11 protein-coding genes are annotated in these 12,946 nt (G+C 72.6%); 10 read left to right on the top strand and 1 reads right to left on the bottom strand.

From position 1 onward, the window contains the following. Positions 1 to 166 precede the first annotated feature (166 nt). Positions 167 to 535 carry a DUF485 domain-containing protein gene (locus tag AB6N23_RS00740; RefSeq protein WP_412863813.1) on the top strand — a complete coding sequence of 123 codons (369 nt, stop codon included), beginning with the start codon at positions 167 to 169 and terminating at the stop codon, positions 533 to 535. Between the two features lie 5 nt (positions 536 to 540). Next, positions 541 to 2,199, top strand: a complete 1,659-nt coding sequence (locus AB6N23_RS00735) for a solute symporter family protein (RefSeq protein ID WP_412863869.1) — start codon at positions 541 to 543, stop codon at positions 2,197 to 2,199. Between the two features lie 86 nt (positions 2,200 to 2,285). Here AB6N23_RS00735 and AB6N23_RS00730 read toward each other — a convergent pair whose 3' ends face one another. Beyond that, complete coding sequence (locus AB6N23_RS00730; protein ID WP_412863811.1) at positions 2,286 to 3,107, bottom strand: class I SAM-dependent methyltransferase; 822 nt, start codon at positions 3,105 to 3,107, stop codon at positions 2,286 to 2,288. A gap of 143 nt (positions 3,108 to 3,250) precedes the next feature. On the opposite strand from AB6N23_RS00730, the gene AB6N23_RS00725 reads away from it, so the two are divergent. The 8 genes from AB6N23_RS00725 (at position 3,251) to AB6N23_RS00690 (ending at position 12,945) form a co-directional block, all read left to right on the top strand. After that, a complete protein-coding gene (locus AB6N23_RS00725) occupies positions 3,251 to 4,906 on the top strand; it encodes an ABC transporter substrate-binding protein (RefSeq protein ID WP_412863867.1) in 1,656 nt (551 codons plus the stop codon). A gap of 16 nt (positions 4,907 to 4,922) precedes the next feature. After that, positions 4,923 to 5,927 (top strand): ABC transporter permease, encoded by a 1,005-nt coding sequence (locus AB6N23_RS00720; RefSeq protein WP_412863809.1) that lies wholly within the window; start codon positions 4,923 to 4,925, stop codon positions 5,925 to 5,927. After that, on the top strand, positions 5,924 to 6,865 hold the full coding sequence (locus tag AB6N23_RS00715) for an ABC transporter permease (protein ID WP_412863807.1): 942 nt from the start codon (positions 5,924 to 5,926) through the stop codon (positions 6,863 to 6,865). The genes AB6N23_RS00720 and AB6N23_RS00715 overlap by 4 nt, the downstream gene beginning before the upstream one ends. 1 nt (position 6,866) lies before the next feature. Next, positions 6,867 to 8,600 carry an ABC transporter ATP-binding protein gene (locus tag AB6N23_RS00710; RefSeq protein ID WP_412863805.1) on the top strand — a complete coding sequence of 578 codons (1,734 nt, stop codon included), beginning with the start codon at positions 6,867 to 6,869 and terminating at the stop codon, positions 8,598 to 8,600. A 157-nt stretch (positions 8,601 to 8,757) separates the two neighbouring features. After that, on the top strand, positions 8,758 to 9,783 hold the full coding sequence (locus AB6N23_RS00705; RefSeq protein ID WP_412863803.1) for a 6-phosphofructokinase: 1,026 nt from the start codon (positions 8,758 to 8,760) through the stop codon (positions 9,781 to 9,783). Positions 9,784 to 9,987: 204 nt separating this feature from the next. Then, positions 9,988 to 11,484, top strand: a complete 1,497-nt coding sequence (rpsA, locus tag AB6N23_RS00700; RefSeq protein WP_378204286.1) for a 30S ribosomal protein S1 — start codon at positions 9,988 to 9,990, stop codon at positions 11,482 to 11,484. A gap of 171 nt (positions 11,485 to 11,655) precedes the next feature. Beyond that, positions 11,656 to 12,285 carry a dephospho-CoA kinase gene (gene coaE, locus AB6N23_RS00695; RefSeq protein ID WP_412863801.1) on the top strand — a complete coding sequence of 210 codons (630 nt, stop codon included), beginning with the start codon at positions 11,656 to 11,658 and terminating at the stop codon, positions 12,283 to 12,285. Positions 12,286 to 12,495: 210 nt separating this feature from the next. Next, on the top strand, positions 12,496 to 12,945 hold the full coding sequence (locus tag AB6N23_RS00690) for a hypothetical protein (RefSeq protein WP_412863799.1): 450 nt from the start codon (positions 12,496 to 12,498) through the stop codon (positions 12,943 to 12,945). The last annotated feature ends 1 nt before the right edge of the window (position 12,946 follow it).

Raw genomic sequence — 12,946 nt, 5'->3', positions numbered from 1 at the left:
CCCTGCCGTTCCCGCGACCGCTGTCACCGTCCCGGGTGACAGCGGTCGTGGTTTCGGTCGACTTTCGACGACCTCGCGGCGCGTGGTGTCTGGAATGTCGGTCTGATGTGCGCCACAGTTGCGCCCTGCGGTGGCGACGTGGCCACCACGACCTGCGGAGGTGGCTGTGTCCGAGACCCGCCAGGAGACCGACTACCAGCGCGTCCAGCGCTCGCCGGAGTTCCAGGACCTACGCCGAAGGTTTCGGCGGTTCGTGTTCCCCATGACGGCGCTGTTCCTCGTCTGGTACTTCGTGTACGTCCTGCTCGCCAACTACGCGCACGACTTCATGAGCCAGCGCGTGTCCGGCAACATCACCGTCGGTCTGCTGTTCGGGCTGGGCCAGTTCGTCTCCACGTTCGCCATCACGATGATCTACGCGCGCTGGGCCAACAACCGGCAGGACGCCGTCGCGGCACAGCTGCGTGACGAGATCGAGCTGGGCACGGTCGGCGGCGCGGCCGCGGCCCGCGGCCCCGAGGGGAGCCGGGCATGAGCGGCATGGTCCTGGCGGGCGTCCTGCCCGCGGCGACGGCACCGGCGGAGCAGATCGGCGAGCCGGTCGTCAACATCGCCATCTTCGGGGCGTTCGTCCTCGTGACGCTCGTCATCGTCTTCCGGGCGTCGCGCAACAACCGCAGCGCGGCGGACTACTACGCGGCCGGCCGGTCCTTCACCGGGCCGCAGAACGGCACCGCCATCGCGGGCGACTACCTGTCGGCCGCCTCGTTCCTCGGCATCTGCGGCGCCATCGCGATCTACGGGTACGACGGCTTCCTCTACTCGATCGGGTTCCTGGTCGCGTGGCTCGTGGCGCTCCTGCTCGTGGCCGAGCTGCTGCGCAACACCGGTCGGTTCACGATGGCCGACGTCCTGTCGTTCCGCCTCAAGCAGCGCCCCGTGCGCATGGCCGCGGCGATCTCGACGCTGGCCGTCGTCTTCTTCTACCTGCTGGCGCAGATGGCCGGCGCCGGCGGGCTCGTCGCGCTGCTGCTGGGGCTCGACACCGTCGCGGCCCAGAGCGTCGTCATCGCGGTCGTCGGCGCGCTGATGATCCTGTACGTCCTCGTGGGCGGCATGAAGGGCACCACGTGGGTGCAGATCATCAAGGCGATCCTGCTCATCGCCGGCGCCGGGGTCATGACCGTGTGGGTGCTCGCCCGGTTCGGCTTCGACCTGTCCGACCTGCTGCAGGGCGCGATCGACGTGGCGGGCGAGGGCGGCGAGACGCTCATCGAGCCGGGACGCCAGTACGGGGCCTCGGCGCTGACGCAGCTCAACTTCCTGTCGCTCGCGCTGGCGCTCGTCCTCGGCACCGCCGGTCTGCCGCACGTCCTCATGCGGTTCTACACGGTGCCCTCGGCCAAGGAGGCGCGCCGCTCGGTCGTCTGGGCGATCTGGCTCATCGGCATCTTCTACCTGTTCACGCTCGTGCTCGGGTACGGCGCCGGCGCGCTGGTCGGCCCGGAACGCATCGCGTCCGCCCCGGGACGAGCGAACTCCGCGGCGCCGCTGCTCGCGTACGAGCTCGGCGGGGTCCTGCTCCTCGGCATCATCTCGGCCGTCGCGTTCGCGACGATCCTCGCGGTGGTCGCCGGGCTGACGATCACGGCCGCGGCGTCGTTCGCGCACGACATCTACGCGTCGGTCATCAAGCGCGGCGAGGTGGAGCCCGACAAGGAGGTGCGCGTCGCCCGCATCACGGTCGTGGTGATCGGTGCGCTCGCGATCCTCGGCGGCATCTTCGCCAACGGCCAGAACGTGGCGTTCCTCGTGGCCCTGGCGTTCGCCGTCGCGGCGTCGGCGAACCTGCCGACGATCATCTACTCGCTGTTCTGGAAGCGGTTCAACACCGCGGGCGCGCTGTGGAGCATGTACGGCGGGCTCGTCTCGTGCCTCGTGCTCATCGCCTTCTCGCCGGTCGTCTCGGGGAAGGTCGATCCCGCGACGGGGGAGAGCCTGTCGATGATCCGCGACACGTCGGTCGACTTCGCGCTCTTCCCGCTCGAGAACCCGGGCATCGTGTCGATCCCGCTGGCGTTCCTGCTCGGCATCGTCGGCACGCTGCTGAGCAAGGAGCAGCCGCACCCGGAGAAGTTCGCCGAGATGGAGGTGCGCTCGCTGACCGGTGCGGGCGCCGAGAAGGCGACGTCGCACTGACGCGACCGTGACCGCAGGTCCGCCCGTCCCGTGCTGCGGGGCGGGCGGACCTGCGTCGGCCCGGCCCGCGCGTCGCGCGGACGACCTCAGCGACCCGGCAGGTGCGTGACGAGGATCGCGGTGCCCGGCAGCAGGGCACCGCGCACCGGCCCCCACCCGCCCCACACGCGGTCGTGCCCGTCCGGCCACTCCGGCTCGACGAGGCGGTCCAGCACGAAGCCCGCACCGACGACGTCGGCGACGTGGTCGCCGAGCGTGCGGTGGTACTCGGCGTAGAGGACGCGGCCGTCGGCGGCCTGCTCGACGTAGGGCCTCCGGTCGAAGTAGGAGCGCGTGGCGGTGAGCCCGGCGGGGCCGGGGTCGTCCGGGAACGCCCACCGCACCGGGTGCGTCACGGAGAACACCCAGCGACCGCCCGGCCGCAGCACGCGCGCGACCTCCGCGTGCACGCGGTGCGCGTCCGGCACGAACGGCAGCGCCCCGAACGCCGTGAACGCGACGTCGAACGTGCCGTCGGCGAAGGGCAGGGCGCGCGCGTCGGCCTGCACGAGCGGCACCCGGCCACCCGCCGCGGCGGCGCCGGCCCCCGCGGCCAGCATCCCGTGGGAGACGTCGGTGGCGACGGCCCGTGCGCCCGCGGCGGTCAGCCACCGGGTGCCCTGGGCCGCGCCCGCGCCGACCTCCAGCACGTGGGCTCCCGCGACGTCGCCGAGCAGGCGCGCCCGGGACTCGCGCAGCCCCTCCGGGCACCACAGCAGGTCCGCCTCGCCGAGGAAGTCGCCGTGCTCGGCCAGGTACTCGTCCGCGTTGGCGTCCCACCACCGACGCGCCGCGCGACCGCCCTCGGCGTCGGGAACGTGTCGGAAACCGGCTTCCGCCAGCGTGTCGTCGCCCGGATCGTCGATCATCCGTCCAGTCTGTCCGATGCGGAACCCGTACCCGTGCGTAACAACGACGTGACACCGCGGCCCTAGGGTTCGCCGGGTCCCGCGAGGCGCGACGACCGTCGCGCCCGTCAGAGAGGTGGCAATCAGTGAAGACCAGGTGGCAGATGGTCGCCGGTGGCGTCGTGGTGGGGCTCGCCCTCACCGCCTGCGCCGCGAGCGACCGCGACTCCGGCGGCGGCGCCACGGACGGCGCGACCGGCGAGGGCCGCAGCACGTTCATCTTCGCGGCGTCGTCCGACCCCGCATCGCTGGACCCCGCCTTCGCGAACGACGGCGAGTCGTTCCGCGTCGCACGGCAGATCTTCGAGGGCCTCGTCGGCACCGAGCCCGGCACGGCCGACCCCGCCCCGCTGCTGGCGGAGTCGTGGGAGAGCAGCGAGGACGGGCTGACGTACACGTTCGACCTCAAGGAGGGCGTGACCTTCCACGACGGCACGCCGTTCGACGGCGAGGCGGTCTGCTTCAACTTCGAGCGGTGGAACAACTTCACCGGCGTCGCGCAGTCCGAGTCGCTCACGTACTACTGGCAGAAGGTCAACGGCGGCTTCGCGACGAGCGACGTGCCGGAGCTGAACGGCACGGGCAAGTACGAGTCGTGCGAGGCCCCGGACGCGACGACCGCGGTCGTCACGCTGAGGAGCCCGCTGCCCGAGCTCGTGGCCGCGCTGTCGCTGCCGTCGTTCTCGATGCAGTCGCCCACGGCGCTGGCGGAGTACGACGCCGACAACGTGACCGGTGAGGGCGACACGCCCACGCTGCCCGAGTACGCGACCGCGCACCCGACCGGCACCGGCCCCTACCGGTTCGAGTCGTGGAGCCCGGGCGAGGAGGTCGTGCTCACGGCGAACGAGGACTACTGGGGCGAGCAGGGCCAGGTGCGCCGCATCGTGTTCCCGGTGATCTCGGACGCCACGGCGCGCCGCCAGGCGCTGCAGGCCGGCGACATCGACGGCTACGACCTCGTGGGCCCGGCGGACGTCGTCGCGCTCGAGGAGGCCGGCTTCCAGATCGTCAACCGCGACCCGTTCAACGTGCTGTACCTCGGCATGAACCAGGCCAACCCCGAGCTGGCCGACGTGCGCGTGCGTCAGGCGATCGCCCACGCGATCAACAAGGAGGCGCTCGTCGCGCAGACGCTGCCCGAGGGCACCGAGGTCGCGACGAACTTCGTGCCGCCGGCCGTGTCGGGCTGGAACGAGGACGTCGAGACGTACGACTACGACCCGGACCGCGCGAAGGCGCTCCTGGCCGAGGCGGGACAGTCGGACCTCACGATCGACTTCAACTACCCGACCAACGTGTCGCGTCCGTACATGCCGACCCCGGAGCAGGTGTTCACGGCGATCGAGGCGGACCTCGAGGCCGTCGGAATCACGGTCAACCCGGTGCCGGCCCCGTGGAGCCCGGACTACCTCGACACGATCCAGGGCGGGTCCGAGCACGGCCTGCACCTGCTCGGCTGGACCGGCGACTACAACGACACGTACAACTTCATCGGCGTGTTCTTCGGCGGCAAGTCCAACGAGTGGGGCTTCGACAACCCGGAGCTGTTCCAGGCGATCGGCGACGCGCGCTACGTGGCGGACGTCGACGAGCAGCGGACGGCGTACGAGGAGGCCAACGCCGCGATCATGGAGTTCCTCCCCGGCGTCCCGCTGGCCCACCCCGTCCCGTCGCTGGCGTTCAAGGCCGACGTCCACGACTACCCCGCCTCGCCCGTCCAGGACGAGGTCTACAACGTCGTCACCCTCGGCGACTGAGGAGCACCACGTACCGATGACCCGACTCGTCCTCCGACGGCTCGCCCTGCTCGTCCCGACGCTCGTCGGGTTGTCGATCCTGCTGTTCCTGTGGGTGCGCGCTCTCCCGGGAGGGCCGGCGACGGCTCTCCTGGGGGAGCGCGCCACCCCGGAGGCGGTGGAGCGGATCAACGAGCTCTACGGCTTCGACCGACCCCTGCCCGAGCAGTACGTCACCTGGCTCGGCCAGCTGCTGCAGGGCAACTTCGGGGTCTCCACCCGGACCAACCGCCCCGTGCTCGAGGAGTTCCTCGCGCGCTTCCCGGCGACCATCGAGCTGTCCCTCGTGGCGCTGCTCGTCGCGGTCGGCGTCGGCATCCCGCTCGGGTACCTGGCGGCGCGCCACCAGGGCCGGGCCGTCGACCACGCGGCGGTGGTCGTCTCGCTCCTGGGCGTGACGATCCCCGTCTTCTTCCTGGCGTTCCTGCTCAAGTGGCTGTTCGCGGTCCAGCTCGGCTGGTTCCCGTCCTCCGGGCGGCAGGACCCCGCGATGATCGCCACCCACCCGACGGGCTTCTACGTCCTCGACGGCGTGCTGACGCGCGAGTTCGACGCCAGCTGGGACGCGTTCCTGCACCTGCTGCTGCCGGCGGTCGCGCTCGGGTCGATCCCGCTCGCGATCATCGCGCGCATCACGCGCGCCTCGGTCATCGACGTGCAGCACGCCGACTACGTGCGCACCGCGCGCGCCAAGGGGCTCGCGCCGGGGCACCTGCGCCGCCGCGTGATCCTGCACAACGCGATGCTGCCGGTGTCCACCACGATCGGCCTGCAGGTCGGTCTGCTGCTGTCGGGGGCGGTGCTCACCGAGACGGTGTTCGCCTTCCCCGGCATCGGCAAGTTCCTGTCCGACGCGATCTTCGCCCTCGACTACGCCGTGCTGCAGGGCTTCATCCTGCTCATCGCCGTGGTCTACGCGCTGGTGAACCTCGCGGTGGACGTCTCGTACGGACTGATCGACCCGAGGATGAGGGCACGATGAGCGCACCCGAGGTGTACGAGGTCCCGCAGCCGGCGGTCGACGCCGGCGACGGGCTCGCGGAGGACCGCCGCGCCGGCGAGGCGCTCTGGCGCGTCGCGGCACGCAGGCTCGTGCGCAACCCCGGCGCGATCGTGGGCGCCGTCATCGTCGTCGCGTTCGTGCTGGTGGCGCTGCTCGCGCCGCTGCTCGCGCCGTACGGCGCGGGTGAGCTGCCCGGGCGCGCGGACGTGCGCCCGACGTTCATCCCCGGCCCGTCGGCGGACCACCCGCTCGGGCTCGACCGGTACGGCGCGGACGTGCTGTCCCAGCTCGTCTGGGGCGCGCGCGCGTCCCTGCTGATCGGCGTCCTGTCGACGCTGCTGGGCCTGGCCGGCGGCATGCTCGTCGGCCTCGTGGCGGGCGCGTTCGGCGGGTGGGTCGACTCGGTCGCGATGCGGTTCGTCGACCTGATGCTGGCCGTGCCGAGCCTGCTGCTCGCGGTGTCGATCGCGGCCGTCGCGGGTCAGACCCCGTCGTCCGTCGTCATCGCGATCGGCGTCGTGCAGGTGCCCGTGTTCGCGCGCCTGCTGCGCGGGTCGATGCTGGCGCAGCGCGGGTCCGACTACGTGCTCGCGGCCCGCTCGCTCGGGCTGTCCCGGCGCACGGTGACGATGAGCCACGTGCTGCCCAACAGCGTGTCGCCCGTCATCGTCCAGGCGACGCTGCTGCTCGCGACCGCGGTCATCGAGGCCGCCGCCCTGTCCTTCCTCGGCCTCGGCGGCGGCTCGCCGACCACCGCCGAGTGGGGGCGCATGCTGGTCGCCGCGCAGAACGAGCTCGAGATCGCCCCGCGGCTCGCGCTCCTGCCGGGCATCTGCATCTCGGTGACGGCCCTGGGCTTCACCCTGTTCGGCGAGGCGCTGCGCGAGGCCCTCGACCCGCGTTCGAGGAGGCGCTGACGTGACGAGCACGAGCACGACCCCCGGCGCCCCCGCGGGCGCACCCCTGCTGAGCATCCGCGACCTCGAGGTCACGTTCCGCACCGAGGCCGGCAGCGCCGTCGCCGTGCGCGGCGCGTCGTTCGACGTGCACGCCGGGCAGACCGTCGCGGTCGTCGGCGAGTCCGGGTCCGGCAAGTCGACGACGGCCGCGGCCGTCATCGGCCTGCTCGCCGGCAACGGCGCGGTGACCGGCGGGCAGATCCTGTTCGACGGCGAGGACCTGGCCACGCTCGACGCGGACGCGATGCACCGGCTGCGCGGGTCGCGCATCGGCATGGTCCCGCAGGACCCGATGTCGAACCTCAACCCCGTGCGGCGCGTGGGACACCAGATCGACGAGACGCTCCTCGACAACGGGGTCGTCCCGGGCCGCGCGGCGCGCACGCGCACGGTCGAGCTGCTCGAGGAGGCCGGGCTGCCGGACGCGCAGCGGCGCGCCCAGCAGTACCCGCACGAGTTCTCCGGCGGCATGCGGCAGAGAGCGCTGATCGCGATGGGCCTGGCGGCGCGCCCGCAGCTGCTCATCGCGGACGAGCCGACGTCGGCGCTCGACGTCACGGTGCAGCGCACGATCCTCGACGGGCTCACCGACCTGACCGACCGGCTCGGCGTCGCGGTGCTGCTCATCACGCACGACCTCGGGCTCGCCGCCGAGCGCGCCGACCGGATCGTCGTCATGTACCGCGGCGAGGTCGTCGAGGAGGGGCCGGCGCGGCAGCTGCTCACCGACCCGCAGCACGAGTACACGCGCCGGCTCATCGCGGCGGCGCCCTCGCTCGCGTCACGCCGGGCGGAGCTCGCGCGCGCCGGCACCGAGGTCGCGGTGAGCGAGGCGGACGACCTGCTCGCGACGCCCGCCGGCCACGGCGACGCGCCGGCCGACGTGCGCCCGATCGTCGAGGTCGAGCACGTCACGAAGGTGTTCCGGCTGCGCGGCAAGGGCCTGCTCGGCCGCTCGACCGACTTCACCGCGGTCGACGACGTCAGCTTCGTCATCCCGCGCGGCCGCACGGTCGCGGTGGTGGGGGAGTCGGGCTCCGGCAAGTCCACGGTGGCGAAGATGATGCTGGGCCTGCTGCCGCCCACGTCGGGCGCGATCCGGTTCGACGGCGCCGACGTGACCGGCAAGGACCGCGCCGCCGAGGTCGCGTTCCGCCGGCGGGTGCAGCCGATCTTCCAGGACCCGTACGCGTCGCTCGACCCGCTGTTCACGATCTACCGCACGATCGAGGAGCCGCTGCGCGCGCACGGCATCGGCGACGGCGCGTCGCGGCGTGCCCGCGTGCGCGAGCTGATGGAGCAGGTCGCCCTGCCGGCCGACCTGCTGCGCCGCTACCCGGCGGAGCTCTCCGGCGGGCAGCGGCAGCGCGTCGCGATCGCGCGGGCGCTCGCGCTGGAGCCCGAGCTCGTGGTGTGCGACGAGGCCGTGTCGGCGCTCGACGTCATCGTGCAGTCGCAGATCCTGCGGCTCCTCGTCGAGCTGCAGGAGCGGCTCGGGCTGTCGTACCTGTTCATCAGCCACGACCTCGCTGTGGTGCGGCAGGTCGCGGACGAGGTGTGCGTCATGCAGTCCGGCCGGCTCGTGGAGCAGGGCACCGTCGAGGAGGTCTTCGAGGCGCCGCGGACCGGGTACACGCGCACGCTCCTCGACGCGATCCCGGGGCGTGACCTCGACCTCGGCCGGACCGCCTGAGCCGTCCCGGTCGCGCCGCGCCCGTCCCGTGCCGGACGGCGTCGCACGGCGCGACCGGGACCGAAGGCGCACGTCGCGGCGTCGCGCGCTCGCTAGTCTGACCGCGGCGCGGCGACGTGGCGCGCCGCCCCCACCCCCTGACGAGGAGCTCATCAGCGTGCGAGTCGGTCTGCTCACCGGCGGCGGAGACGTCCCCGGTCTCAACGCCGCCATCCGTGCCGTCGTGAAGCGTGGGGAGGGCGAGCACGGGCACTCGATCATCGGGTTCCGCAACGGCTGGAAGGGCGTCGTCGACGGCGACGTCATGCCGTTGACGCGTCAGCACATCCGCAACGTCCTGCCCGTCGGCGGCACGCTGCTCGGCACGGCGCGCTACCACCCGCACGCCGCCGACGGCGGCCTGGACGCGGCGCTCGCGACCCTCGAGGCCGAGCGCATCGAGGCGCTCATCTGCATCGGCGGCGACGGCACGCTGCACGCGGCCAGCAAGATCGCCGAGGCGGGCGTGAAGATCGTCGGCATCCCGAAGACGATCGACAACGACGTGTGGGGGACCGACGCGTCCATCGGGTTCGACACCGCCGTGAGCATCGCCACCGAGGCGATCGACCGCGTGCACACGACGGCGGAGTCGCACAACCGCGTGATGATCGTCGAGGTCATGGGTCGGCACGCGGGCTGGATCGCCGTGACCTCGGGCATCGCCGGCGGCGCCGAGCTCGTGCTGGCGCCCGAGGAGCCGTTCGACATCGACCGCGTCGAGCGGTTCCTCAAGCACCGCCACCGCGCGCACGCGAGCTTCTCGATCCTCGTCGTCGCGGAGGGCGCGGTGCCCGCCGAGGGCACGTCGATGCACTACGAGACGCAGGTCGGGCAGTTCGGCGAGATCGTGGCCGGCGCCATCGGCGAGCGCCTCAAGGGCGAGCTGGAGCAGCGCACGGGGTTCGACACGCGCGTCACCGTGCTCGGTCACACGCAGCGCGGCGGCACACCGACGGCCGCCGACCGGATCCTCGCGTCACGGTTCGGCGTCGCGGCCATCGACGCGATCGACTCCGGCACGACGGACGTGATGACGGCGGTGCGCGGCGAGCGCGTCGAGCTGGTCCCGATCGCCGAGATCGCCGGCCGGGTCAAGCGCGTGCCACAGGACCTGCTGCAGGTCGCCCGCGCGCTCGCCTGACGGCGACCGGCGTCTTTGCCTGCACCCACGTCCACCGATAGGGTGGACGGCGGTGCCGCGCGCCTTCGCCCAGGTCCCGGGGAGCTGTTCCCGGGAACAGCGGGCAGGGGGCGTGGTTGACCGTCTCGACACCGCACGCACGCGCGCGGTGCCACCCCTCCCATGCCCGTACTACTTCCTGTCCGCAACGGAGCCCACCACTACATGAGCATCTCCACCCCCGCGAAGCCCGCCACGCCGCAGGTCGCGGTGAACGACATCGGTTCGGCCGAGGACTTCCTGGCTGCGATCGACGCCACCATCAAGTACTTCAACGACGGTGACATCGTCGAGGGCACGATCGTCAAGGTCGACCGCGACGAGGTCCTCCTCGACATCGGCTACAAGACCGAGGGCGTCATCCCGTCCCGTGAGCTGTCGATCAAGCACGACGTCGACCCGGGCGAGGTCGTCCAGGTCGGCGACCAGGTCGAGGCCCTGGTCCTCCAGAAGGAGGACAAGGAGGGCCGGCTGATCCTGTCCAAGAAGCGGGCGCAGTACGAGCGCGCGTGGGGCACGATCGAGAAGATCAAGGAGGAGGACGGCGTCGTCACCGGCACCGTCATCGAGGTCGTCAAGGGCGGCCTCATCCTCGACATCGGTCTGCGTGGCTTCCTGCCCGCCTCGCTCGTCGAGATGCGCCGTGTCCGCGACCTCCAGCCGTACGTCGGCAAGGAGATCGAGGCCAAGATCATCGAGCTCGACAAGAACCGCAACAACGTCGTGCTGTCGCGCCGTGCGTGGCTCGAGCAGACGCAGTCCGAGGTCCGCTCCACCTTCCTGCAGACGCTGCAGAAGGGCCAGGTGCGCCCCGGTGTCGTCTCGTCGATCGTCAACTTCGGTGCGTTCGTCGACCTGGGCGGCGTGGACGGCCTCGTGCACGTCTCCGAGCTGTCCTGGAAGCACATCGACCACCCCTCCGAGGTCGTCGAGGTCGGCCAGGAGGTCACGGTCGAGGTGCTCGAGGTCGACTTCGACCGTGAGCGCGTCTCCCTGTCGCTGAAGGCGACGCAGGAGGACCCGTGGCAGGCGTTCGCCCGGACGCACGCCATCGGCCAGGTCGTGCCCGGCAAGGTCACCAAGCTCGTCCCGTTCGGTGCGTTCGTGCGCGTCGAGGACGGCATCGAGGGCCTCGTGCACATCTCCGAGCTCGCCGTGCGTCACGTCGAGATCCCGGAGCAGGTCGTGCAGGTCGGCGACGACGTCTTCGTCAAGGTCATCGACATCGACCTCGAGCGTCGCCGCATCTCGCTGTCGCTGAAGCAGGCGAACGAGGGCTTCGACCCCGAGTCGGACGACTTCGACCCCGCGCTGTACGGCATGGCGGCCGAGTACGACGAGCAGGGCAACTACAAGTACCCCGAGGGCTTCGACCCGACCACGAACGAGTGGCTCGAGGGCTTCGAGGCGCAGCGCGAGGCGTGGGAGGCCCAGTACGCGGCCGCGCACGAGCGCTGGGAGGCCCACCGCAAGCAGGTCTCCGAGGCGAACCGTGCGGACGCCGAGGCGACGACCGAGGGTGCGACCAGCGCGTCCTCCTCGTCGTCCTCGTCGGCCGGCCCGGTGCCGTCGACGTACTCGTCGTCGACCGAGGAGGCCACCGGCACCCTCGCGTCGGACGAGGCGCTCGCCGCGCTCCGCGAGAAGCTCACGGGCAACTGACGCACGCGGGCTCCCGCCCGCAGGCATCGGCACGACGGCCGGTCACCCCTCGGGGTGGCCGGCCGTCGGCGTTCCCCGGCACCGCCCGACGCCGGACGCGGGAGCCGCGACGCGCGCCGGCGGGTCCGGACGGCGGTCGCGTGCGGGCGCGCGGGGCACCACGATGGTGACGTGCAGCGCATCGGTCTGACGGGTGGCATCGCGGCGGGCAAGTCGGTGGCGTCGCGGCGGCTCGCCGCGTGCGGCGCGGTCGTCGTCGACCACGACGTGCTCGCCCGGGAGGCGGTCGCTCCCAGGTCCGCCGGGCTGGCGGCGGTCGTCGCCGCGTTCGGGCCGGGCGTGCTCGACGCCGCCGGCGCCCTGGACCGGCCGGCGCTCGCACGGGTGGTGTTCGCGGACCCCGCGGCGCGCGCCCGCCTCGACGCCGTCGTGCACCCGGTCGTGCGCCGGCTCGCCGCCGAGCGCGAGGCGGCGGCCGCGACGGCCGACCCCGGCGCCGTCGTGGTGCACGACATCCCGCTGCTGGTGGAGACCGGGCAGGCCGACCGGTTCCACCTCGTCGTCGTGGTGCACGCGCCGGCGGTGCTCCGCGTCGAGCGCCTCGTGCGGCTGCGCGGGATGCCGCGGCCGGACGCCGAGGCGCGGGTCGCCGCGCAGGCCCGCGACGAGGCGCGGCTGGCCGTGGCCGACGTCGTCCTCGACGGGACGGGCGGCGACGGCGACCTCGAGCGTCAGGTGGACGACCTCTGGGTGCGACTCGTCGCGGAGCGCGACGCCGAACGTGCGGGGGAGCGGCCCTGAGCCGTGCGGGGCCGACGGTGCGGGCCGGGGCCGGCGCCCGTCACCCGCCCGGGTACGCCGCGGCATGCGTCGGTGGGCCGACCGGGTGAAGGGTGACCCGGCGCACGCGTGCACACGCTCCCACGCGTCGATGGGGGTGACGGCGCAGAGCAGCGCCCCCCGCGCGCACGTGGACGGTGCGCGAGGAGGTGAAGATCCCCGGGAGGGACCATGGCGCTCCAGGCGATCGGGACGCACGGGTGGGAGGCGCGCCCGGTGCAGTCGAAGGCGTCGGTGTCGTTGGCGACGGGCGTGCTGACGGCGACGCAGGTGCTGGACCTCGCGACGCAGGCCGCCGCGGCGGTCGAGGACGCGCAGGGCTGGGTGCGCCCGCTCGAGCGCGACGCCAACAGGCTGCGGCTCGTCGTGCGCGACCTGACGCGGGACGACAACGAGGCGGTGCTGCACTTCGACGTCGAGGTGGACCGCGCCGTCGGGCGGGTGACCGCCCGCACGGTGATCCAGAGCTTCGTGCTCAAGCAGTCGGCCGTCTCGGCGCTCGTGCCGGTGACGAAGCGGAAGATCGCGGGCTTCACGGCGTACCGCTCTTTCATGCAGCGGTACGCCGCGATGATCGGCGACGCGGACCCCCGCGCGCACGTGTCGTACAGCGGCGACTGAC

Source organism: Cellulomonas pasadenensis (assembly GCF_047229365.1).
Classification (GTDB): Bacteria; Actinomycetota; Actinomycetes; order Actinomycetales; family Cellulomonadaceae; genus Cellulomonas.
The sequence above is the reverse complement of the archived record's forward strand: the minus strand, read 5'-3'. Positions and strand labels throughout refer to the sequence as shown.